At 67.1% G+C, this 22,846-nt stretch carries 19 protein-coding genes; 15 read left to right on the forward strand and 4 right to left on the reverse strand.

Going from position 1 to position 22,846, the window contains the following annotated elements; all coding sequences use genetic code 11:
- The first annotated feature begins 12 nt into the window (after positions 1–12).
- The 3 genes from secD to IEV67_RS10715 all read left to right on the forward strand — a co-directional run bounded on the left by secD (position 13) and on the right by IEV67_RS10715 (position 5,044).
- The gene (gene secD, locus IEV67_RS10705; protein WP_188436559.1) at positions 13–1,740 is read left to right on the forward strand and encodes a protein translocase subunit SecD; all 1,728 of its coding nucleotides are present in this window, start codon (positions 13–15) and stop codon (positions 1,738–1,740) included.
- Positions 1,740–2,729 (forward strand): protein translocase subunit SecF, encoded by a 990-nt coding sequence (gene secF / locus IEV67_RS10710; RefSeq protein WP_188436560.1) that lies wholly within the window; start codon positions 1,740–1,742, stop codon positions 2,727–2,729. Before secD ends, secF begins: the two co-directional genes overlap by 1 nt.
- A gap of 65 nt (positions 2,730–2,794) precedes the next feature.
- Complete coding sequence (locus IEV67_RS10715) at positions 2,795–5,044, forward strand: RelA/SpoT family protein (protein ID WP_188436561.1); 2,250 nt, start codon at positions 2,795–2,797, stop codon at positions 5,042–5,044.
- On the opposite strand, the gene IEV67_RS10720 is transcribed toward IEV67_RS10715, so the two are convergent.
- Positions 5,014–5,604: a type IV toxin-antitoxin system AbiEi family antitoxin gene (locus tag IEV67_RS10720; RefSeq protein ID WP_188436562.1), complete on the reverse strand. Its 591-nt coding sequence runs from the start codon at positions 5,602–5,604 to the stop codon at positions 5,014–5,016. The genes IEV67_RS10715 and IEV67_RS10720 overlap by 31 nt on opposite strands.
- Positions 5,605–5,655: 51 nt before the next feature.
- Positions 5,656–7,029: a DUF349 domain-containing protein gene (locus tag IEV67_RS10725; RefSeq protein ID WP_229703028.1), complete on the reverse strand. Its 1,374-nt coding sequence runs from the start codon at positions 7,027–7,029 to the stop codon at positions 5,656–5,658.
- A gap of 257 nt (positions 7,030–7,286) precedes the next feature.
- Here IEV67_RS10725 and nirB point away from each other — a divergent pair, with 257 nt between their 5' ends.
- Genes nirB through IEV67_RS10750 form a run of 5 tightly spaced genes read left to right on the forward strand, consistent with a single transcriptional unit; the run spans position 7,287 to position 13,267 of the window.
- Positions 7,287–9,815 (forward strand): nitrite reductase large subunit NirB, encoded by a 2,529-nt coding sequence (gene nirB / locus IEV67_RS10730; protein WP_188436879.1) that lies wholly within the window; start codon positions 7,287–7,289, stop codon positions 9,813–9,815.
- Entirely contained in the window at positions 9,812–10,207 is a 396-nt protein-coding gene (gene nirD / locus IEV67_RS10735; protein ID WP_188436563.1) for a nitrite reductase small subunit NirD, read from the forward strand. The genes nirB and nirD overlap by 4 nt, the downstream gene beginning before the upstream one ends.
- Positions 10,204–11,460 (forward strand): uroporphyrinogen-III C-methyltransferase, encoded by a 1,257-nt coding sequence (gene cobA / locus IEV67_RS10740; protein ID WP_188436564.1) that lies wholly within the window; start codon positions 10,204–10,206, stop codon positions 11,458–11,460. Before nirD ends, cobA begins: the two co-directional genes overlap by 4 nt.
- Positions 11,457–12,590, forward strand: a complete 1,134-nt coding sequence (locus tag IEV67_RS10745; protein ID WP_188436565.1) for a uroporphyrinogen-III synthase — start codon at positions 11,457–11,459, stop codon at positions 12,588–12,590. Before cobA ends, IEV67_RS10745 begins: the two co-directional genes overlap by 4 nt.
- Positions 12,587–13,267, forward strand: a complete 681-nt coding sequence (locus tag IEV67_RS10750; protein ID WP_188436566.1) for a sirohydrochlorin chelatase — start codon at positions 12,587–12,589, stop codon at positions 13,265–13,267. The genes IEV67_RS10745 and IEV67_RS10750 overlap by 4 nt, the downstream gene beginning before the upstream one ends.
- A gap of 109 nt (positions 13,268–13,376) precedes the next feature.
- Here the strand turns inward: IEV67_RS10750 and IEV67_RS10755 are convergent, their stop codons facing one another.
- The gene (locus IEV67_RS10755) at positions 13,377–14,318 is read right to left on the reverse strand and encodes a formate/nitrite transporter family protein (protein ID WP_188436567.1); all 942 of its coding nucleotides are present in this window, start codon (positions 14,316–14,318) and stop codon (positions 13,377–13,379) included.
- 144 nt (positions 14,319–14,462) lie between these two features.
- Entirely contained in the window at positions 14,463–14,747 is a 285-nt protein-coding gene (locus IEV67_RS10760; protein ID WP_188436568.1) for a hypothetical protein, read from the reverse strand.
- Between the two features lie 86 nt (positions 14,748–14,833).
- Here IEV67_RS10760 and IEV67_RS10765 point away from each other — a divergent pair, with 86 nt between their 5' ends.
- The 7 genes from IEV67_RS10765 (at position 14,834) to IEV67_RS10795 (ending at position 22,830) form a co-directional block, all read left to right on the forward strand.
- Positions 14,834–16,174 (forward strand): replication-associated recombination protein A, encoded by a 1,341-nt coding sequence (locus tag IEV67_RS10765; protein WP_188436569.1) that lies wholly within the window; start codon positions 14,834–14,836, stop codon positions 16,172–16,174.
- A 193-nt stretch (positions 16,175–16,367) separates the two neighbouring features.
- Positions 16,368–16,997, forward strand: a complete 630-nt coding sequence (gene rpsD, locus IEV67_RS10770; protein WP_188436570.1) for a 30S ribosomal protein S4 — start codon at positions 16,368–16,370, stop codon at positions 16,995–16,997.
- A gap of 126 nt (positions 16,998–17,123) precedes the next feature.
- A complete protein-coding gene (locus tag IEV67_RS10775; RefSeq protein ID WP_188436571.1) occupies positions 17,124–17,318 on the forward strand; it encodes a hypothetical protein in 195 nt (64 codons plus the stop codon).
- A 74-nt stretch (positions 17,319–17,392) separates the two neighbouring features.
- Positions 17,393–20,053 carry an alanine--tRNA ligase gene (gene alaS / locus IEV67_RS10780; protein WP_188436572.1) on the forward strand — a complete coding sequence of 887 codons (2,661 nt, stop codon included), beginning with the start codon at positions 17,393–17,395 and terminating at the stop codon, positions 20,051–20,053.
- Complete coding sequence (gene ruvX, locus IEV67_RS10785) at positions 20,050–20,523, forward strand: Holliday junction resolvase RuvX (protein ID WP_188436573.1); 474 nt, start codon at positions 20,050–20,052, stop codon at positions 20,521–20,523. Before alaS ends, ruvX begins: the two co-directional genes overlap by 4 nt.
- 2 nt (positions 20,524–20,525) lie before the next feature.
- Positions 20,526–22,001 carry an endolytic transglycosylase MltG gene (gene mltG / locus IEV67_RS10790; RefSeq protein WP_188436880.1) on the forward strand — a complete coding sequence of 492 codons (1,476 nt, stop codon included), beginning with the start codon at positions 20,526–20,528 and terminating at the stop codon, positions 21,999–22,001.
- Positions 22,002–22,005: 4 nt separating this feature from the next.
- A complete protein-coding gene (locus tag IEV67_RS10795; RefSeq protein ID WP_188436574.1) occupies positions 22,006–22,830 on the forward strand; it encodes a shikimate dehydrogenase family protein in 825 nt (274 codons plus the stop codon).
- The last annotated feature ends 16 nt before the right edge of the window (positions 22,831–22,846 follow it).

Raw genomic sequence — 22,846 nt, forward strand, 5'->3', positions numbered from 1 at the left:
AGCTGAACGTACGTGGCATCTTCTTCTCCAGTCCGTCACGCCTGGAAGGTCCTTCTCAGCCTTCTGATCGTGACGGCCGCGCTCTTCGGCGTGAACACGGTCGGCGTCATGCTCGGGAAGAGCTCTTGGGCACCCGAACTCGCACTCGACCTCCAGGGCGGCACCCAGATCGTGCTCGGCGCCGTCACGGAAGACGGCTCCGACCCGACGCAGGAACAGCTTGATCAGGCTGCGGCGATCATCCGGCAGCGTGTCGACGCCGCCGGCGTGGCCGAGGCCGACATCACCACCGAGGGCGGCCGCAACATCGTCGTCCAGATCCCGGGCACGGCCGATGAGGAGACGCGCGCGCGGATCCAGGCGAGCGCTCAGCTCGAGTTCCGTTCCGTGATCTACGTGGGAGACCCCGCCACCGAGTTCGTCGGCGAAGACGGCAACGCCACGCCGTATCCGACACCGGATCCCAGTGCCAATGACGTTCCGACCGCCGAGCCGACCGACGGCAGCGACATGTCGTGGGTCACGGAGAAGCTGCAGGCCGAGTTCCTGGCGTTCGACTGCGCCGACCCCGACAACACCGCGGCGGACGCCCCCGAGGACGAGCCGCTGATCACGTGCGACGACACCGGCGCCGTGAAGTACATCCTCGGTCCGATGGAACTCTCCGGAGACGCCATCGACGATGCGACCAGCGGACGCGCGCCCGACTCCGGCGCATGGACCGTGCAGTTGACACTCGACGCCAACGGCACCGATGTCTTCGGAAAGATCAGCCAGCGGCTGTACCAGAACAAGCTCGACGGCCTGAGCCCGCGCGACCAGTTCGCGTTCGTGCTCGACGGCAAGGTGATCTCTGCTCCGCAGATGAACGCCCAGATCCTGAACGGCAAGCCCAGCATCTCCGGCTCCTTCACTCAGGAGACGGCGGAGACTCTCGCCGACCAGCTCAGGTACGGTGCTCTGCCGCTCAGCTTCACGACCGAGAGCTCCGACACCGTCTCCGCGACGCTCGGCACGCAGCAGCTGCAGATCGGTCTGATCGCGGGCCTCATCGGCCTCGCACTCGTCGCGGTCTACTCGCTGCTCAGCTACCGTGCACTCGGCTCGGTGATCATCGCATCCATCGCGGTGATGGGTGTGCTGACCTACATCATCGTGTGCATCCTGGCGTGGCGTCTCGGCTTCCGCCTGTCGCTCGCCGGCGTCGCGGGTCTGATCGTGTCGATCGGATTCACCGCCGACTCGTTCATCGTGTACTTCGAGCGCATCCGAGACGAGCTGCGTGACGGGAAGTCGATCACCGGCGCGGTGGAAGACGGATGGGGTCGCGCGAAGCGCACGATCTACATCTCGAAATCGATCAACATCCTCGCCGCCGTCGTGCTCTACGTCCTGGCCGACTCCACGGTGAAGGGCTTCGCGTTCACGCTCGGTCTCACGACCCTGATCGACGTCTTCATCTTCGTGATCTTCACGCATCCCGTGATGCAACTGCTGGCGCGAACACGGTTCTTCGGGGGTGGCCACAAGCTGTCCGGCCTCGATCCCGACGCGCTCGGCGCGGTCTACCGCACACGCACGCAGTACCGTCAGGTGGCGCCAGCGACCGTCGGGCGTGCCGCCAAGAACAGTCGTTCGCGCGCCGAAGCAGAACGCCGACAAACCATCGCCGAACGCAAACGCGCCGAGGCGCTCGCCGGCGACAGAACCACCGATGCCGGAAGCGAGGGAGAGCGCTGATGGCCTCCATGAATGAATTCGGCAACAACCTCTACAGCGGGAAGACCTCGTTCCCGTTCGTCGGCAGGCGCCGCCTGTGGTTCATCATCGCGATCGCTCTCGTCGTCGCATCCGCTCTCGTTCCGCTGCTGCGCCCTGTGCAGTTCTCGATCGAGTTCACCGGCGGTTCGCAGTTCACGGTGCTCGCACCGGGCAGCACCGACCAGTCGATCGCCTCGGAAGCCGTCCAGTCCATCGTTCCCGAAGCCGCCGCCAAGGTCGCCATCGTGAACGGCACGGATGTGCGAGTGCAGACCTCGCAGATGAGCCCGGAGGAGACGCAGAGCGTCGCCGGCGCTCTGGCAGAGGCATACGACGTTCCCGCCGAGGAGGTCACGTCGTCGTTCATCGGTCCGGTCTGGGGCGAGAGCGTCACCAGGCAATCGCTCTGGGGCCTCGCGATCTTCCTCGCACTGACATTCCTGATCCTCGCGATCTACTTCCGCACCTGGAAGATGTCTGCCGCGGCGATCCTCGGTCTGCTCGATGTTCTCGTCATCACCGTCGGCGTCTACGCCCTGGCCGGTTTCGAGATCTCGCCGGCGGCGGTGATCGGCTTCCTCACGATTCTGGCCTACTCGTTGTATGACACGACGGTGGTGTTCGACAAGATCAGGGAGAACACGACGGAGGACGGTGAGAACTCCTCGCGTACCTTCGGCGAAGCCGTCAACCTTGCGGTCAACCAGACGCTGATCCGGTCGATCAACACCTCGATCGTCGCGGCGCTTCCCGTCGGAGCGATCCTGTTCATCGGCTCGTTCTGGCTCGGGGCGGAGACCCTCACAGACATCTCGCTGTCCATCTTCGTCGGCATCCTCGTGGCCACGTACTCGACGCTGTTCGTGGCGGCGCCGCTGTATTCGCTGTTCCGTGAGAAGGAGCCGCAGATCATCGCCAGGGACAACCGTGTGCTCGAGCTTCGCGAGCGCGCACGCGCCGACGCGTAGCACTGTCAGGCGCGAGTCCGTGCCTGTTCGGCACGCGTAGGATGTTCTGACCCGGAGGTGCAGTGATGGCGGAGGCTAACACTCAGGCGCAGGGATCCAGTCTGAGGAGACTGGTGCCGCGCATCTTCTCTCGCGCGCCCCGCATCAACGACCTCGACAACCTCGTCCGCACCGTCCGGGTGAACCACCCCAAGGGTGACCTCGCGATCATCGAACGCGCGTACCGGGTCGCCAAAGAGAAGCACGAGGGGCAGAAGCGGCAGAGCGGCGAGCCGTACATCACGCATCCGCTCGCCGTCGCGCAGATCCTCGCCGAGATGGGTCTCGGCCCTCGGGCCATCGCCGCGGCTCTGCTGCACGACACGGTCGAAGACACCGGCTACCCACTCTCCGAGCTGACCGAGGCCTTCGGCGACGAAGTCGCGATGCTCGTCGACGGCGTCACCAAGCTCGACAAGGTCAAGTACGGCGAGAGCGCTCAGGCCGAGACCGTCCGCAAGATGATCGTGGCGATGTCGAAGGACATCCGGGTGCTGCTGATCAAACTCGCCGACCGTCTGCACAACGCCCGTACCTGGGGGTTCGTCCCGCCGGAGAAGGCCGAGCGCAAGGCCAGGGAGACGCTGGAGATCTACGCTCCGCTCGCGAACCGCCTCGGCATCCAGGCGATCAAGTCCGAGCTGGAAGACCTCTCGTTCGCGGTGCTGCACCCCAAGATCTACGCCGAGATCAACAGCCTGATCGCGCAGCGCACCCCGCAGCGCGAGAAGTATCTCGGTCAGGTCATCGAGTCCATCAATGAGGACCTGCACGATCTGAGGATCCGAGGCAAGGTCGGCGGCCGTCCGAAGCAGCTGTACTCGGTGTACCAGAAGATGGTGATCCGCGGGCGCGAGTTCGACGACATCTACGACCTCATCGGCATCCGCGTCCTGGTCAACTCGGTGCGCGACTGCTACGCAGTGCTCGGTGCGATCCACGCGCGCTGGACACCGCTTCCCGGCCGGTTCAAGGACTACATCGCCACCCCGAAGTTCAACCTCTACCAGTCACTGCACACCACGGTCATCGGGCCGAGCGGCCGCACGGTCGAGATCCAGATCCGCACGCACGAGATGCATCAGCAGGCCGAGTTCGGTGTCGCAGCCCACTGGATGTACAAGGAGCGGATGAACGGCGGCAAGCCCGTCGCCGGTCCCACGGACACCGACATGACCTGGCTCGCCCACATCTCGGACTGGCAGGCCGAGACCGCCGACCCCAGCGAGTTCCTCGATTCACTCCGCTTCGAGATCGGCGCGAAAGAGGTCTACGTCTTCACCCCGAAGGGGCGGGTGATCGGACTTCCGGCCGGCGCGACGCCCGTCGACTTCGCATACGCCGTGCACACCGAGATCGGCCACCGCACCATGGGCGCGAAGGTCAACGGCCGCCTGGTTCCGCTCGAGACGGCCGTCAAGAGCGGCGACGTCGTCGAGGTCTTCACCTCCAAGAACCCGGATGCCGGCCCAAGCCAGGACTGGCTCAGCTTCGTCAAGAGCACCCGCGCACGCAACAAGATCCGCGGCTGGTTCACGAAGGAGCGCCGCGAAGAGGCGATCGAGCAGGGCAAGGAGTCCATCGCCCGCGCGATGCGGCGTCAGAACCTGCCGCTGCAGAAGCTGATGAGCCACGATTCGTTCGCCGAAGTGGCGCAGCAGCTGCACTACGAAGACGTCTCCGCGCTCTACGCCGCGGTCGGCGAGGGCCACGTCTCCACTCAGTCGGTGCTGGAGAAGGTCACCGCACTCATCGCGGTGAACGACACCACGACAGGTGCGATCGAGATTCCGGGAAGGCCCCGCTCCCGCGAGCCTCGGACGGGCGACTCCGGCATTCTCGTTCGCGGCGCTGATGACATCCTCGTCAAGCTCGCCAAGTGCTGCACCCCTGTGCCTGGTGATCCGATCGTCGGCTTCGTCACCCGCGGCAGCGGCGTGTCAGTGCACCGTGCGGATTGCGTCAATGTCAAGGCCCTCAGCGCCGAGGAGCAGCGCTTCGTCGAAGTCGAATGGGCCCCGACGACGAAGAGCGTGTTCCGGGTGCAGATCCAGGTCGAGGCGCTCGACCGCGCTGGTCTGCTCTCCGATGTCACGCGCGTGCTCAGCGAGCATCACGTGAACATCCTCTCCGCGACGGTGAACACCAACGACGAGCGACTGGCGATCAGCAGATTCGTGTTCGAGATGGGCGATTCAGTGCACCTCGATCGCGTACTCAACGCCGTCCGCCGCATCGAGGCGGTCTACGACGTGTACCGCGTGACCTCTTCCTGACGAGCGCCTTCACCCACTTCTTCGAGCAGCTCGGCGATGACGACCAGCGCCGCCCGCTTACCCGGCATCCGCGCCCGCGCGGCGAGCAGCGTCTGCACCAGCGGAACGAGTGACGGACACGCTGCCGCCATGGAGCGCATCCACAGCGCGCACTCGCCGTACCGACTCGAGGTCAGCACGAGATCCGTCAACGTGCGCAGCGGCGTCGTCACGGGCAACGTGGCGACCAGCATCAGATCATTCGACGGCACCTGCCCCTCGTGCACGATCACATTCTGCCGTGGCTGAACCCGAGGACGGCGATCGACGGCGCGCTGGATGTGATGATGCCGCGGCGGCGCGTCGCCGAACCCGTGCACCCATGCCGCAGTGGGCCCGCTCGCGGCGTACCCGGGAGAGAGGATCGGTGCGAGCGCTGCGGCTCTGGCACCGGCATCCTCCGGCAGATCGGCTGGCATGTACCCCTCACCGACTTCGACGAGCAGCCCGTCCAGGCGCGCAGCGCTCAGTTCCTGCTGAGACAGCAGTGCCCCGGGTCGGTAGAACAGTGACGGATCCACACGTTCAGTGTGGCTCCCTGCTCTCCTCGCCGGGGCGGGCTGTGGATAAGGTCAGCCGTCGAGTGCGTTCAGCCAGGCACGTCGCGCTTCGAGCGCGTCCGCTGCCTCCTTGGCGGCCTTCTTGTCGCCCGCCTTCTCGGCTGCGGCCTTCTCGCCCTCGAGCTTCTCGATCGCATCGAGGAGCTGCTGGCTCATGTCGTTCGCCCGCGCCTTGGTCTCGGGGTTGTTGCGCTTCCAGTCGACCTCTTCGCGCGACTTGAGCGACTGCTCGATCGTGCGCAGCTTGTCGTCAAGGGCACGCTCGCGATCGCGCGGGAAGATGCGTCCCACGTCATCCCACTGGCGCTGGATGCGCGTGAGGAGGGCGCGTGCCTGCTTGATGTTGGGCTCATCGGCGACGGCCCCCGCCTCTTCGAGCAGCGCTTCGCGGGCCTCGATCTTCGGAGCCGACTCCGCCTCTTCCGCGGCGGACTGCTCTGCACGCGCCGCGTACAGTGCATCGCCCGCGGCCTTGAACCGTGCCCACAGCGCGTCGTCGGCCTTGCGTCCTGCGCGACCGGAAGCCTTCCAGTCGTCGAGCAGCGTGCGATATGCCGGGATGCCGTCGACGCCCTTGGGCGCGAGTGCTTCGGCGCGCTCGATCAGCTGCGCCTTGCGGTCGCGCGCGGCCTTGTGCGTCTCATCGAGGTCGGAGTAGAACGCACGGCGGCTCTTGTCCACGACCGAGCGGGCATCGCGGAATCGCTTCCAGAGCTGCTGCGAGATGCCCTTGGGCAGGCGGGGACCGCTCTGCTGCTGTGCCTGCCACGCATCGAAGAGTGCGGTGACCTCTTCGGTGACCTGCTTCCACTGCACCTTCGCCAGGTCGCGAGCGGCGATCTGCTCGATGCTCTCGACGAGGACGGTTCGTTCGGCGATGGCCGCGTCCACGAGTTCCTTGGCCTGCTTGGCCTCAGCGGCACTGGCCTCCGACAGGGCGGTGGTGAGCGTCTCGAGCCTGGCGTGCAGCGATGCGAGATCGCCGACGGCAGCGGCACCCGTCACCTCGTCGACAAGGCGCTTGGCCTGTGTCGTCAGATCACTGGCGGAAGCACCGCCGGCCTGATGACGCTGCTCGAGCGTGTGCACCTTGAATGCGAGATCGTCGAACTTGCGCACGAAGTACGCCAGAGCCTCTTCGGAGGTGCCATCCGGATACTGACCGACGACGCGCCACTCTTCGCCTTCTCGTACCTCGACGGTGCCGTCTTCCGTCACGCGACCCCAATCCGCGGAGTCGGCTGCAGCCACCGGCGAGACCGGCGACGCGGGTGCAGCGGCCTGAGCCGCTGCGGGAGTGCGAGGCGGCATCGGGATGCGCGGGGGTCCGGGGACAGGAGGTGAGGGGACAGGGGGAGTCGGCTTCGAAGGCTCGGTGGCAGACACGATGTGCTCCTTGCGCGGTCAGCCCGCGGGAGAGGGAAAGGACGTTGTTCAGCCTAGTACGAGCCGGGCAGTGCTCGAGGGGCTCGGATCTCACAGTCTCGTTACCGTTTTGTGAGGAGAACGTTCGACGCGCGTAACGGGAGCCGCCGGGTCCGCGAAACACCGCGCTCATAGTGTCTGGTCATCCCCGACGTGCTGGAGGCGCAGTGAACGAGAACACCGAAGCGGCGACACGGGTCGTCGTGGTGGGCGCAGGCATGGTGGCGCACCGTTTCGTCGAGAGCGTGTTGAGCAACACCGAGGGCGCAGTGCTCATCACCGTGATCGGCGACGAAGGGCGGCATCCGTATGACCGCGTCGGACTCACCGGATACTTCTCCGGATCGACGCCGGCGGAGCTGACACTCGATCGTGCGGTCTTCGATGACGAGCGCGTCACCTTGATCGCCGACGAGCGCGTGGTCCGCATCGATCGGCGGACGCACACGGTGGTGACTCGCACGCGGCAGGCCATCGCCTACGACACGCTCGTACTCGCGACCGGGTCGTATGCCGCGCGTGTCGCGGTCGACGGCGCCGACCTGCCTGGATGCTTCGTCTACCGCACGCTCGACGACGTGCAGGAGCTTCGCCGGTTCGTGCAGCACCGCAGCGCCGAGCTCGGCCGACCGCTGCGTGGCGCCGTCATCGGCGGCGGACTGCTCGGGCTCGAGGCCGCAGGCGCCCTGCAGGGGCTCGACGTCGACTGCACGGTGGTGCAGTCATCCGATCGGCTGATGTCCGCTCAACTCGACCTCGCAGGAGGCGGGATGCTGCGCCGCCTGATCGAGGCGCGCGGCATCTCGGTGCGCACCGAATCGCGGACGACGAGAATCGATCCGGATGAATCCGGCGCCGTCACCGCACTCGAGTTCCAGGACGGCAGCTTCCAGCGTGCCGACGTCGTGATCTTCACCGTCGGTGTGCGCCCACGCGACGAGCTCGCCCGCAACGCGCAGCTCGACGTGCACCCGCGAGGGGGCGTGCTGATCGATGATCGCTGCCGCACGAGTGATCCCACGATCCTCGCGATCGGCGAGGTGGCGAACTTCGACGGTCGCAGCGTCGGTCTGGTCGCTCCCGGATACGCGATGGCAGAGGTCGCCGCGACCCGGCTGCTCGGCGGCGACGCGACGTTCCCCGGCTACGACGAGTCGGCGAAGCTCAAACTCTCCGGCGTCGACGTCGCGAGCTTCGGGGATGCATTCGCACAGACGCCGAACGCGCTCGATGTCGTGTACGCCGACCCCGTGGCCGGCGTCTACAAGAAGCTCGTGCTCTCGGACGATGCGCAGACCCTGCTCGGCGGCATCCTCGTCGGCGACGCCGCGGCGTACGGCTCGCTGCGTCCGCTGGTGGGTGCCCGACTCGGCGCCGACCCCGTCGCATACCTCATGCCGGAAGGTGGCGTAGAGGCACCAGGAGGCGCGCTGCCCGACGAGGCCGTGGTGTGCTCGTGCTCGAACGTCACCGCGGGCCGGATCCGGCAGGCCGTTCATGAAGAGGGCTGCATGGATGCGGGCGCCGTCAAGGCCTGCACCAAGGCGGGGGCGACCTGCGGCTCGTGCGTGCTCATGGTCAAGAAGGTCGTGGGGCAGGAGCTCACGAAGCTCGGCCAGACCGTGTCGAACGCGCTGTGCGAGCACTTCGACATGTCGCGCCGGCAGCTCTTCGATGCGGTGCGCGTATCGGAACTCACCACGTTCAGCACCGTGATCGAGCGGTTCGGCCGCGGTCGCGGCTGCGACATCTGCAAACCGGCCCTCGCCAGCATCCTCTCGGTTCTGGTCGGCGCGCATGTGCTCGACGGCGAGAACGCGACGCTGCAGGACACCAACGATCACGTCATGGCCAACATGCAGAAGGACGGCACGTACTCCGTCGTGCCGCGGATGCCGGGCGGCGAAGTCACACCGGCCGGGCTCGTCGTGATCGGACAGGTCGCCGAGGACTTCGGTCTCTACACGAAGCTCACCGGCGGACAGCGCATCGACATGTTCGGTGCGCGGCTGGAGCAGCTGCCGTTGATCTGGCAGCGACTGGTCGACGCGGGCTTCGAATCGGGGCAGGCGTACGGCAAGTCGCTGCGGACGGTCAAGTCGTGCGTGGGCTCGACCTGGTGCCGCTACGGCGTGCTCGACTCGGTGGGCATGGCCGTGCGGCTCGAGTTGCGATACCGCGGCCTCAGGGCGCCGCACAAGCTCAAGATCGGCGTCTCGGGATGCGCGCGAGAGTGCGCAGAGGCCCGAGGCAAGGATGTCGGCGTCATCGCGACCGAGACCGGCTGGAACATGTACGTCGGCGGCAACGGCGGGTTCACACCGCGCCACGCCGAACTGCTGGAGTCCGACCTCTCCGACGATGAGCTCATCCAGGCGATCGACCGATTCTTCATGTACTACATCCGCACGGCCGACCGCCTCCAGCGCACCGCCCCGTGGTGCGAGGAGCTCGACGGCGGGCTCGCCGGCCTCAAGGAGGTCATCTTCGACGATTCCCTCGGCATCTGCGGCGACCTCGACGCGGCAATGGCCAGGCATGTCGACAACTATGAGGACGAGTGGGCGGCGACACTGCGCGATCCGCAGAAGCTCAAGCGCTTCGAGTCGTTCGTGAATGCGGCCGAGACACCGGATCCCTCTCTCGCGTACGTCGCGACCCGCGGCCAGCTCCGCCCTGCGACGGCAGAGGAACGGGAAGCAGGCGGCGTGATGATCGCCGGAACCACTCTGGAGGTGCGTCGATGACGCTCATGCCCGATACCCGCAGCACTGTGCGCGTGTGCAGCATCCATGATCTCGAGGTGGAGCGAGGGCGTGCCGCGCTGCTCGGCACGGAGCAGGTCGCGCTCTTCCTGCTCCGTGACGGCACCGTGCACGCCGTCTCTAATCTCGATCCGTACAGCGGCGCGAACGTGATCTCGCGCGGCATCGTCGGCACGAGAGGCGATGCGCCGACCATCGCCTCGCCCATGCACAAGCAGGTGTTCGACCTGCGAACCGGCGAGTGCGTGGAGACCCAGGGAAAGCCCGCCCTGGCTCTCACCGTGTGGGCGGTTCGCACCGAGGGCGACGACGTCTATCTGCCGTCGGATGCGGCACGGTCGTCTGACGACGCGCTGCAGGAGGTGCTGAGATGACCACGATGCTCGGCCTCTCGCTGTCCGGACGACGTGTCGTGCTCGTAGGCGGCGGAGCCGTCGCCGCTCGGCGCCTCGGACGCTTCCTCGCCGACGGGGCACTGGTGCGCGTCGTGGCACCGGTGCTCGCGCCGCAGATGCAGGCCCTGATCGCCTCGCATCGTGAGGAAGCGGGCGCGGACGACCTCGAATGGATTCCGCGCCGCGTCATCGCGGACGACATCGACGATGCATGGCTCGTGCACTGCGCGACCGGCGACCTCACAGTCGATCGCGAAGTCGCTGCACTCTGCGACCAGCGACGGATCTTCTGCATCAATGCGTCCGACGGCGCGCACGGCAGCGCACGCATGACCGCGCAGACGACGTCCGGCGACGTGGTCGTGGGCGTGTCGAGCGAAGTCGGCGTCGATCCTCGTCGTGCTGCGGGAGTGCGCACGGCGATCGAGGGGATGCTGGAATCCGGTCGGCTTCCGCTGCGGCGACGCCGGAGTTGGGGCACCGGCCGCGTCGACCTGATCGGCGGCGGCCCGGGACCCATCGACCTCATGACGGTGCGTGCGAGACGACTGCTCGCCGAAGCCGATGTCGTCATCGCCGATCGGCTCGGGCCGACGGATGCGGTGATCGCCGAGCTGGATCCCGAGGTGCTCGTGATCGACGTGGGCAAACGCCCGCATCACCACCCCGTGCCGCAGCAAGAGATCAATGCACTCCTGGTCGAGCACGCGGCCGCCGGAAAGCGCGTCGTGCGCCTCAAGGGCGGAGATCCGTTCGTGTACGGTCGTGGCGGCGAAGAGGTCATCGCCTGCCAGCAGGCGGGGGTCCCGGTCGAGGTCACTCCCGGCGTCTCCAGCGCACTGTCGGTGCCGCAGGCCGCCGGCATCCCGGTGACGCATCGAGGCACGGCATCCGCCCTGCATGTCGTGAACGGCCAGGGCGACGTCTCGGCAACCACCCTTCACTCGCTCGCCGACCCCGACGTGACGACGGCGATGCTCATGGGGGTCGCGGCGCTGCCGAAAGTCGTGCGAACCGCGCTCGACCACGGGGTCAGCCATGACCTGCCGGTCGCGATCATCGAGAACGGTCACACCCCACGCCAGCGCACCACCCGCAGCACTCTGGGTGATGTCGTCGCACGTGCCGCGGCCGTCGGCGTGCAGAACCCCGCCGTGATCGTGTTCGGAGATGTCGCTCTGGCGGGCCTGCTCATGCCGGAGTCCGTCCGAACGACGGAGTCCCATAGGTGAGCTCCCGGAGCATTCTGGATGCCGCGCTCGCGGGCTGCACGATCGTCATCGCCGCAGACCGCCGAGCGGGCGATCTGGCGAGCGCTCTGGAGCGGCGGGGTGCTCAGATCTGCCGCGCTCCGGCTCTGAGCATCGTGCCCAACGCGGACGACGAAGAGCTCATCCGTCGCACACGTGAACTCGTCGAGCGTCCACCAGACATCGTCGTCGTCACGACCGGCGTGGGTTTCCGTGGCTGGATGGATGCCGCGCATGAGCATGATCTCGCTGAACAGCTGGCCGATGCGCTGCGCGGCTCGCAGTTCGTCGCCAGGGGTCCCAAAGCACACGGAGCCATCCAGCAGGCCGGGTTCGTCGCGGACTGGGTGGCCGAGTCGGAGACGGCGGCCGAAGTGGGTGAGTACCTGCTCTCGTCCTCTCTCACCGGAAAGCGCATCGCGGTGCAGCATCATGGCGCCGGCTCCGACGGACTGGACGAGCTGCTCGGGGCCGCAGGCGCGGACGTCGAGAGCCTCACGGTCTATCGGTGGGGCCCGCCCGCCGATCCGCATCTCGTCGAACGCTCGGTCGCCCACGCTGCAGGAGGCGAGGTCGATGCGGTGCTGTTCACCTCGGCGCCGGGAGCCGCGGAATGGATCCGCTCCGCCCGGCGCCTGAACGCTCTGGACGGCATCCGCGACCGCGCGGCATCCGGCAGGCTGCTGCTCGCTGCGGTCGGACCGATCACCGCGGCACCCCTGCGCGAGCACGGGCTCCGCGAGACGATCGCCGATCGCGGGCGGCTCGGCTCACTCGCTAGGTGCGTGATCGGTTACTTCGGCAGCGGGGGAGGTGCGCCCGTGCTGATGACCTCGGCGGGCAGCCTGTCGATGCGCAGCGGCGGGGTCGTGATCGACGGCGAGTTCATCGCACTCTCCCGCGCCGGCGCCGACCTGCTCGGCGCCCTCTTCGACGCGCGCGGCCATGTGCTGTCGCGAGAGGAGATCGCCGTGACGCTGCCACGCACAGGACGCAATGCCCACGCCGTCGAGATGGCGGTCGCACGCGTTCGGGAAGCACTCGGACCCGTCGATGTCATCCGGACCGTCGTGAAGAGGGGCTACCGCCTCGCTGTGGAGGACTCAGCGTGACCACACTGATCGCCTGTTCGCACGGCACGAACGATCGTGCCGGCCAGGATGCTGTTCGCCACGTGATCGATGACGTGAGGGCGCTGCTGCCCGGGGTGCGGGTCGTCGCGGCTGTGGTCGACGTGGAACAGCCGCAGATCGACGAGGTGATCGACCATGAGGCGCGACGAGACGACGTGATCGTCGTGCCGCTGCTGCTGTCGGTGGGCTACCACACCGCTGTCGACATCTCGCGAGCGGTCGACAGGCACGCCGGCGCTCGTCAGTCGGAACCGCTCGGCACGCATCCGCTCATCGCGGACGTGCTCGTCGATCGTCTCGCCGCGGCGCTGCCCGGAGGATGGCTTCCGCAGGACCACGTCGTGCTCGCCGCTGCGGGGTCGAGCAACCCCTCGGCGATGATCGATGTGGAAGAGGTCGCCGCCAGAGTTCGAACGATGCTCCCGGTTCCCGTCACCGTCGGGTATGCCTCGGCATCCGTTCCCCGCATCACGGATGCCGTCGCGGATGCGCGCCGGGGCGGTGCTGCGCGCGTGATCGCAGCGAGCCATGTGCTGGCGCCGGGCTTCTTCGCTGGTCTCGTCTCGGCCGCCGGTGCGGATGTCGTCAGTGCGCCCCTCGCGCCCGATCGGCGCATCGCCCAGGTCGTCGTGGACCGGTTCCTCGCGACGCGTTGACCGCCGCGATGACGGCCGCGCTGACAACGCGCCGACCACGTGGACTCTCGACGAGCACAGCAGGACGCCCCGGTGAGCTTCGGTCTCACCGGGGCGTCCTGGTCACGGGTCAGGCGATGCCGACCGGCTCACGCGCGGTCGATGCACCCGGGGCGAAAACGGGCTGGACGATCGGCCTGGCCGCGGAGTGCTCAGCGGTGGACGGCGCGTCGGCCGGCACGTCCTGCGTCACGACCGCGCGAGCGGCACGAGTGCGGCGGGTCGTGCGACCGTAGGTGATGAACAGCGGGAGCCCGACGAAGAGGAGCCCGCCGACGAGGTTGCCGATCACGGTGGGGATCTCGTTCCAGATCAGGTAGTCCATGATCGTGAAGTCCGCGCCCAGGAGCAGGCCGGACGGGAACAGGAACATGTTCACGATCGAGTGCTCGAAGCCCATGTAGAAGAAGAGCATGATCGGCAGCCACATCGCGACGATCTTCGCCACGACGTTGTCCGAGACCATCGAGAGGACCACGCCGGTGGAGACCATCCAGTTGCAGAGCACGCCGCGGATGAAGAGCGTCAGCATGCCTGCGGCGCCGTGATCGGCGTAGCCGACCGTGCGTGCGTGACCGATCTCGCTGATCGCATGGCCGACCGCGCTCGGCTCGGTGGAGAAGCCGTATGTGAAGTAGATCGCCATCAGGATCGCGACCATGAACGCACCGCCGAAGTTGCCCAGGAACACCAGCCCCCAGTTGCGGAACATCGCACCGACCGTCGCACCGGGACGCTTGTCGAGGACGGCCAGGGGCGTGAGTGTGAAGACGCCGGTGAGCAGGTCGAACCCGAAGAGGTAGAGGATGACGAAGCCGACCGGGAACAGCAGGGCACCGAGCAGGGGCTGTCCGGTGTTGGTCGAGACCGTGACGGCGAAAGCGGCGGCCATGGTGAGCAGCGCGGCACCCATGAAGGCGCGGATGAGCGTGTCCCGAGCGGACAGCTGCATCTTGTAGGCGCCTGCGTCGACCATTCTGGTGACGAGTTCGGCGGGTTTGACGTAGGACACGGGCAACCTCCACGGACGTATCGGATGAGCACAGGTGCTGGGCTTGCACCCAGCGTCGCTCACCGGCGTTTCCGGCAGAGGCCGTGATCGTTACGACCCTGAAGCGAACCCCTCACATCCGAGGATCGCGCGTGTGAGATGCCGCTACTCGGCAGCGGTGTCTGAGAAGAGTCCCGAGAAGGGGTTCTCGATCGGACCCGGCGTGGAGGTCTCGGTCGGCTCGGGCTCCGGAGCGAACACCGCCGCATGCACCGACTGACTGGCGACGGCACCGACCACGAGAAGGCCGCCGATGATGCCGGCGATCACGTTGTCGCGCGTGCGACGCCGGATCTGGCCGTCATGCCATGCCGTGCGAGCCGCGTAAAGGCGCGCCCGCTCCGACTCGGCACGTGAGCGCTGTGCGTTCTTCGGTCCGCGACCGGCCATGGGATCCTCCTCCGACGCCTCGCCTGAGCGCCGTCTGCGAGCCTATCGTGGGGAGCTTTGTCGGCACCGCGCATTAGCCTGGACGGATGACATCCGCGCCTCTGCTCTCGGGACAGACACCCCTTGCTGTGCGGATGCGACCCGTTTCGCTCGCCGAAGTGGCCGGACAGCAGCATCTGCTGCGCGCCGGTTCGCCGATCGTCGCGCTGGCAGACCCTGAGGCGACGTCGCCAGGCGCTGTGTCGATCATCCTCTGGGGTCCGCCCGGCACAGGAAAGACCACACTCGCCCAGGCCATCGCGCGCTCATCGGGCCGACGATTCGTCGAGCTGTCGGCCGTCACCGCCGGGGTGAAGGACGTGCGCGAGGTGATGCAGGAGGCGATCACGCAGCGTGATCTGTACGGGCAGACCACGATCCTTTTCCTCGACGAGATCCACCGCTTCACGAAGGCGCAGCAGGATGCGCTGCTGCCGGGCGTCGAGAACGGCTGGGTCGTCCTGATCGCCGCGACCACCGAGAATCCTTCGTTCTCGGTCATCTCCCCGCTGCTGTCGAGGTCGCTGCTGCTCACCCTTCAGCCACTCACCGACGACGACATCGCGATGCTGATCGATCGTGCGATCTCCGATGCACGCGGGCTCAACGGCGTCGTATCGATCGAAGAGGGCGCACGGTCGGCGCTGGTGCGACTGGCATCCGGCGACGCGCGTCGCGCACTCACCGGACTCGAGGCCGCAGCCGCCGTCTCGATGTCAGGCGCCGAAGGCGACGACGCCGAGGCGGAGGTCACGGCGATCTCGGCCGACGACGTCGCACAGGCCGTCGATCGCGCACTGCTGCGCTACGATCGCCAGGGCGACGAGCACTACGACGTGATCAGTGCGTTCATCAAGTCGATCCGCGGCTCGGACGTCGATGCGGCGCTGCACTACCTCGCACGCATGATCGAGGCGGGGGAGGACCCGCGCTTCATCGCACGGCGCCTGGTGATCTCCGCATCCGAGGACATCGGCCTGGCAGACCCGCAGGGACTGGTCATCGCGACAGCGGCCGCCGACGCGGTGGCTTTCATCGGCATGCCGGAGGGTCGAATCCCCCTGGCAGAGGCGACCGTGTATCTCGCGACCACCGCGAAATCGAACGCCTCCTACGACGGCATCAACGCGGCGATCGCCGATGTGCGTGCCGGCAATTTCGGGCGCGTACCCGTGCACCTTCGCGATGCGCACTATGCGGGCGCAAAGCGCCTCGGCCATGGCAAGGGCTACGTCTTCCCGCACGACAACGAGTACGGGATCGTGCCGCAGCAGTACCTTCCCGATGAGCTCGTCGGCCGTCGCTACTACGAGCCCAAGCAGCTCGGAGCCGAGCGCGACATCTCGGCCAGGCTCGAGCGCATCCGCCGTATCCTCGGTGATCGCTGAACCGTCGCTCGTGCAGCCGCTCCGGGCGCGGATCGCGATCTGTTAGACTTGAGCGGCTCGAAACACAGTTTTCGGGCATCCCCTCGTTCACCCCTCACCTTCTCGGCGCCCCGGCGTGCGCCCGAAGGCAGAACGCCGGAGATACGTCCGTGAGGCGTGAAAGACACGTCCACGTCATCGGAAGGAAAACTTCGTGGTCACGAAGTCCCAGGACCGCCGCAAGGTCCGCCTGTCCCGCGCCCTCGGCGTGGCACTCACCCCGAAGGCCGCCCGCTACCTCGAGAAGCGTCCCTACGCTCCGGGCGAGCACGGCCGCACCAAGCGCAAGACCGACAGCGACTACGCCGTCCGTCTGCGCGAGAAGCAGCGTCTGCGTGAGCAGTACGGCATCCGCGAGAAGCAGATGCGCAACACGTTCAACGAAGCACGTCGCCATGATGGCCTGACCGGTGAGAACCTGGTCGAGCTGCTCGAGATGCGTCTCGACGCCCTCGTCGTGCGCGCAGGCTTCGCCCGCACCACCGCGCAGGCTCGTCAGCTCGTCGTGCACCGTCACATCCTCGTCGACGGTCAGCTCGTCGACCGCCCGTCGTTCCGCGTGAAGCCGGGTCAGCTCATCCACGTCAAGGCCAAGAGCGAGGGCACCGAGCCCTTCCAGGTGGCAGCAGCCGGCGGTCACGCCGAGGTGCTTCCTCCCGTTCCCGGCTACCTCGAGGTCGAGCTCGACAAGCTCCACGCGCGTCTGCTGCGTCGTCCGAAGCGCGCCGAGGTCCCCGTGACCTGTGAAGTGCAGCTCGTCGTCGAGTACTACGCGGCTCGCTGAGCCATACGGCTCGCTGATACGGCGAACCATTTCTGCAGAGGGCGTCGGGATTCATCCCGACGCCCTCTGTCGTTTCCGCATACGATGGAGAGACCGCGCCTCGCGGTCCAAGGCAAGGAAGACGACATGAAGACGTTCCTGTGGTTCCTGATCGGTGTGATCGGCGGATTCGTCGCCGCCCACTTCATGAACAAGGATCCTCGCGGTCACGACATCCTCGCCGAAGTGGACGCCAGGATCAACGGCTTCACCACCGTCCTCAGCGACGCCTACCGGGCGCAGGAGGCTCGCCTGGTCGAACCGTCGCCCATCGACCGCTGAGCACTGACCCCCAGCGCACTGCATCGCGGCCGTCGCGATGTTCATCCTCCTCACTCAAGGACAGTCGTACCCCTATGAAAACTGCGGACATCGCGCAGCGCTATCTCAGCTACTTCGAGAAGAACGGCCACACAGTGGTGCCGTCGGCATCGCTCGTGAGCGACGATCCCACAGTGATGTTCAACATCGCAGGCATGGTGCCGTTCGTTCCGTACCTCACCGGGCTCGTGCCTGCCCCGTTCTCCCGGGCCACCGATCTGCAGAAATGCATTCGCACCAGCGACATCGAAGAGGTCGGCAAGACGGTGCGTCACGGCACGTTCTTCCAGATGCTCGGCAACTGGTCGTTCGGCGACTACTTCAAGGAAGGGGCGATCACGTACGCGTGGGAGCTCCTGACCACCAGCGAAGCCGATGGCGGGCTGGGGTTCCAGGAGAAGGACTTCTGGGTCACGGTCTACGAGACCGACGACGAGGCCGCCGACATCTGGCGGCGCGTGATCGGGCTTCCCGAAGAGCGCATCCAGCGACTCGGACGTGAGGATAACTACTGGCACACCGGCCAGCCCGGCCCAGGTGGCCCTGACTCGGAGATCTTCTTCGACCGCGGTGCGCAGTTCGGCCGCGAAGGCGGTCCTGCGGCGGACGACAACCGGTACATGGAACTGTGGAACCTCGTCTTCATGCAGGACCTGCTCAGCGATGTGCGCTCCCAGGTCGACTTCGACATCGCAGGTCCGCTGCCGAAGAAGAACATCGATACGGGCATGGGCCTCGAGCGTGTCGCGTTCCTCAAGCAGGGCGTCGCGAACATGTACGAGACCGACCAGATACGTCCTGTTCTCGACCGTGCGGTCGAGCTGTCGGGCAAGCGCTACGGCGCCGTCCACGAGGACGACGTCCGCTTCCGCGTCATCGCGGATCATGTGCGCTCCTCGCTCATGCTGCTCTCGGACGGTGTGAAGCCGTCGAATGAGGGCCGTGGGTACGTACTTCGCCGGCTCATGCGCCGCACGGTCCGCGCGATGCGGCTGCTCGGTGTGGATGCGCCGGTGTTCCCCGAACTCTTCGCGACGTCGCGCGACGCCATGAAGACGGCTTACCCGGTGCTCGAGACCGACTGGACCCGCCTCTCGGGTCTGGCCGTCGCTGAGGAGGAGACGTTCCTGCGCACGCTCGCGCAGGGATCCACGATCCTCGACCTCGCACTCGCCGACACCAAGAAGGCCGGCAAGCAGACCCTCGCGGGTCCCGAGGCGTTCCTGCTGCACGACACCTACGGCTTCCCGATCGACCTCACGCTCGAGATCGCCGAGGAGGCGGGGCTCAACGTCGATCGCACCGCTTTCGACACATTGATGCAAGAGCAGCGCGCCCGTGCAAAGGCCGATTCGAAGAGCCGCAAGCGCCAGCTCGCCGATGTCTCGGTGTACCGCGACTTCCGTGCACTCGGCGAGACCGGCTTCGCCGGCTACACCGATCTCGACATCGAGTCCCGTGTGCTCGGCATCCTCGTCGACGGCCAGCCGGTGGCATCCGCCGGTGAAGGCCAGGTCGCCGAAGTGATCCTCGCCGAGACGACCCTGTACGCCGAGTCCGGTGGTCAGGTCGCCGACAAGGGCACGATCGTCGGCGCCGGATTCGAACTCGACGTGCTCGATGTGCAGAAGCCGATCGCCGGCCTCATCAGCCACACCGTGCAGGTCATCAGCGGAAGCGTCGCACTCGACGATCGTGCGACCACAGTGGTCGACGCCGCGAACCGCCGTGCGGCTCGTCAGGCGCACTCCGCGACGCACCTGGTGCACGCCGCACTGCGCGACACGCTCGGTCCGACCGCCACCCAGGCCGGATCGCTCAACCGCGCCGGCTACATGCGCTTCGACTTCTCGTGGTCGCAGGCGCTTTCCGCCGACGCGCGCACCGAGATCGAGGGGATCACCAACCGCGCCGTGCAGGACGCCCTCGAGGTGACGACGCGCATCGTGTCGCTCGATGAGGCCAAGGATGCCGGCGCCATGGCGCTGTTCGGCGAGAAGTACGGCGACGTCGTGCGGATGGTCGACATCGGCGGCCCGTGGTCGCGTGAGCTCTGTGCGGGCACGCACGTGAACACCAGCGCGGAGATCGGTCTGGTCAGCGTCGTGGGCGAGTCGTCGGTCGGCGCCTCGAACCGCCGCATCGAGGCCTTGGTCGGTCAGGACGCGTTCCGCGAACTCGCCGCAGAGCGTGCGATCGTGTCACAGCTCACGAGCGCGCTCAAGACCCCGCGCGAGCAGCTGCCGGAGCGGATCGCCGAGATCGCCGCGAACCTGAAGATCGCCGAGAAGCGCATCGCGCAGTTCGAGGCGAAGCAGCGCGAGGGGCAGGTGCCAGCGATCGCCGAGGCAGCCGAGCGCGTCGGCGCATATCGTGTGGCGGCGGTGTCGCTCGGTGACGTGGCTTCGGCGGATGACGTGCGCACTCTGGCGCTCAGCGTGCGCGAACGCCTCGGCTCGGATGCCGCGGTGGTCGCCCTCGGCGGCATCGCCGCCGGACGCCCGGTCGTCGTGGTCGCCACCAACGATTCCGCACGCGCGGCGGGCGCCAAGGCGGGTGCGCTCGCGAAGCGTGCCGCCGGTGTGCTCGGCGGCGGCGGCGGCGGGCGCGATGATGTCGCACAGGGCGGGGGCACCGATGCTTCGGCATTGGGCGCGGCACTGGAAGCCGTGACACAGGAGCTGCGCGGCGCGTGAGCGGATTTCGCCGCGGAGTGCGGCTCGGCATCGATGTCGGCAAGGCGCGGGTGGGCGTGGCGCGCTGCGACCCTGATGGCATGCTCGCTGTGCCCGTGGAGACCGTGCAGCGCTCGGAGCACTCGCTCGCACGCATCGCCGAGATCGCCGCGGAGTACGAACCGCTGGAATTCGTCGTCGGCCTTCCGGTGAACATGCAAGGTGCGGACACCCCCTCCACAGCGGATGCTCGTGAATTCGCATCGGCGCTGCAGCGGCTCACCGGGGTCCCGGTGCGCATGATGGACGAGCGGCTCAGCACCGTCACAGCGCATGCTGCGTTGCGTTCTTCTGGCAGAACTCAGCGAAACTCTCGTAGCATTGTCGATCAGGTCGCGGCCGTGGTTCTTCTGCAGCACGCGATCGACACGGAGAAGAGCACCGGCAACCCGGCCGGTTCCGTGGTTCCAACCGACGAGGAGCCCACTTGAGCATGCCCGAACGTGAGAGTCCAGAGCGCAGGTCGAACTCGCTCTCCGACGACCTGTTCTCCAAGCTCCCCGCCCCGGGACACCAGGTTCCCACCGCCGACACCGCGCCACCGGCACCGGGTTCGCGACGCGCACTGCGCGAAGCCGCGCAGTCCGAGACGGCACCGTCCAAGCAGGCCCGGTCCGAGCAGGCCCTGTCCGAGAAGGTGCGGTCCGCGGCCGCAGAGCGCGAGACCGCACAGCCTCACGAGGCCGCGGAGTCGATGTCGGATGATCCGGCCGAGAACGATTCGCCTTTCGACGAGGCCGCGGATCCGGCGACGCGACCGGTGACCACGTCGTCGCCGGCGTCCCTCGATGATCTCTTCGCGGCCGAACACGACGACGCTGATGGCAGTGCACCGCACAAGAAGAAGCGGCGCACCGGCTGTCTCGTCGCACTCATCATCGTGCTCGCCCTCATCGGCGGCGCAGTGGCCGGTGGTGCGTGGGCGTGGAACACCTACGGCGACAAGATCAGCGAGGTCATGGGCTGGGGCGAGCCGGATGACTACGAAGCAGGCATCGCATCCGGCGAGGCGCTGGTCACCATCCATGAGGGCGACACCGGTTCTCCGGTGTCGACGGCATTGCACGAGGCGGGCGTGACCAAGACGGAGAGCGTCTTCTACGACTACCTCGTCAAGGAGAACATCGCGGTGACGTTCTACCCCGGTGTGTACAAGCTGCAGCAGAAGATGACCGCCGAGGCGGCGCTGGAAGCGCTTCAGGACGAGTCGAACAAGCTCGAGAACTCCGTCGGCATCTCTGAAGGGGGCACTCTCGAGTCTTCGCTCCCCGTGATCACCGAGAGCATCGGTATCCCTCTCGAAGACCTGCAGGCGGCAGTCGCCGACCCCAGCGCTTATGGGGTTGCGTCAGACAGCCTCGAAGGCTGGTTGTTCCCGGCCGTCTATACGTTCGATCCAGAGGCCACCGCCACCCAGGTGATCCAGCGAATGGTCGATCGCACGCGTGAATCGCTCACCGCAGCCGGCGTGCCGGCGGGCGACGAGCAGCGCATCCTGACGATCGCGTCGATCATCCAACGCGAGGGTCGCACCGACGACTTTGCCAAGGTGTCCCGCGTCATCCAGAACCGTCTGGACGACGGGATGAAGCTGCAGATGGATTCGACGGCGCAGTACGGCTATGGCGAGCTCCATGCCGGGGTCGTTAGCACCTCTTCGGAGGCGCAGAACGACGATAACCCCTGGAACACCTACGTGCGTGAGGGGCTGCCAGCCGGCCCGATCGCGAACCCGAACGATGCCGCGATCGAGGCTGCGATGCATCCGGCCGATGGACCGTGGCTGTACTTCGTCACGATCAACCTGCAGACCGGCGAGACGGTGTTCTCGAACACGTACGAAGAGCATCAGGCTGCCATCAAGACGTGGCAGGAATGGTGCAGTGCGAACCCCGACCAGGGCTGTTGACTCGATGAGCGGCGTTCGCCTGGCGGTATGGGGCGATCCGATCGACCACAGCAAGTCGCCGCTGCTGCATGCCGCCGCGTATCGAGCGCTCGGTCTGGACTGGGAGTACGGGCGTCGTCAGGTGGATGCCGGGAGCTTCCCCGCGGCGATTCATGGACTGGACGATTCGTGGCGCGGCCTCTCGCTCACGATGCCGCTCAAAGAGCAGGCGTTTCGTGTTGCGAAGACCCATGACCGTCACGCCGAGCTGACCGGTGCCGTCAACACCCTGCTTCTGGGTGAGTCGTTCGCCGGCTTCAACACGGACGTCGGCGGCATCATCGATGCGTTCGCGGAGCATGACGTCCGCAGCGCATCACGTGCGCGCATCCTCGGTGCCGGTGCCACTGCCGCGTCAGCCCTGGTGGCCGTCGCGGAGATGGGCGCGCAGCATGTCGACGTGCGCGCGCGTCGCCCGGAACGGGCACTGCCGATGCAGTCGCTGGGGGAGCGGCTCGGCGTCGAGGTCGCCGTCAACGGTTTCGCCGATCCCGTTGCCGCGGTGGATGTCACCGTCGCCACGCTTCCCGGTGGAGCCATGCTGGACACCGCCGCCGCCTTCGCCACAGACGGTGGCACCCTGCTGGACGTGGCCTATGCGCCGTGGCCGTCGACGCTGGCTGCAGCGTGGCCGAACGAGCAGGTCATCTCCGGGGTGGCGATGCTGCTGCACCAGGCCGTGCGGCAGGTGCGCGTGTTCGTCCACGGAGATCCGGCCGATGAACTCGAGGATGAAGCCGGTGTTCTCGCTGCCATGCGCACGGCGTTGACGCATCCGGCGCAGCACTGACGGGACTCCGCGACAT

Origin of the sequence: Microbacterium murale, from assembly GCF_014635185.1 — a bacterium.
Taxonomy (GTDB): domain Bacteria; phylum Actinomycetota; class Actinomycetes; order Actinomycetales; family Microbacteriaceae; genus Microbacterium; species Microbacterium murale.

What these genes read in the sequence shown, in the direction of transcription:
- secF (WP_188436560.1), top strand. Translation starts at nt 1,740, where the DNA reads ATGGCCTCCATGAATGAATTCGGCAACAACCTCTACAGCGGGAAGACC.
- IEV67_RS10715 (WP_188436561.1), top strand. Translation starts at nt 2,795, where the DNA reads ATGGCGGAGGCTAACACTCAGGCGCAGGGATCCAGTCTGAGGAGACTG.
- alaS (WP_188436572.1), top strand. Translation starts at nt 17,393, where the DNA reads ATGAAAACTGCGGACATCGCGCAGCGCTATCTCAGCTACTTCGAGAAG.
- nirD (WP_188436563.1), top strand. Translation starts at nt 9,812, where the DNA reads ATGACGCTCATGCCCGATACCCGCAGCACTGTGCGCGTGTGCAGCATC.
- IEV67_RS10795 (WP_188436574.1), top strand. Translation starts at nt 22,006, where the DNA reads ATGAGCGGCGTTCGCCTGGCGGTATGGGGCGATCCGATCGACCACAGC.
- IEV67_RS10765 (WP_188436569.1), top strand. Translation starts at nt 14,834, where the DNA reads ATGACATCCGCGCCTCTGCTCTCGGGACAGACACCCCTTGCTGTGCGG.
- nirB (WP_188436879.1), top strand. Translation starts at nt 7,287, where the DNA reads ATGGTGGCGCACCGTTTCGTCGAGAGCGTGTTGAGCAACACCGAGGGC.
- mltG (WP_188436880.1), top strand. Translation starts at nt 20,526, where the DNA reads ATGCCCGAACGTGAGAGTCCAGAGCGCAGGTCGAACTCGCTCTCCGAC.
- IEV67_RS10775 (WP_188436571.1), top strand. Translation starts at nt 17,124, where the DNA reads ATGAAGACGTTCCTGTGGTTCCTGATCGGTGTGATCGGCGGATTCGTC.
- cobA (WP_188436564.1), top strand. Translation starts at nt 10,204, where the DNA reads ATGACCACGATGCTCGGCCTCTCGCTGTCCGGACGACGTGTCGTGCTC.
- IEV67_RS10760 (WP_188436568.1), bottom strand. Translation starts at nt 14,747, where the DNA reads ATGGCCGGTCGCGGACCGAAGAACGCACAGCGCTCACGTGCCGAGTCG.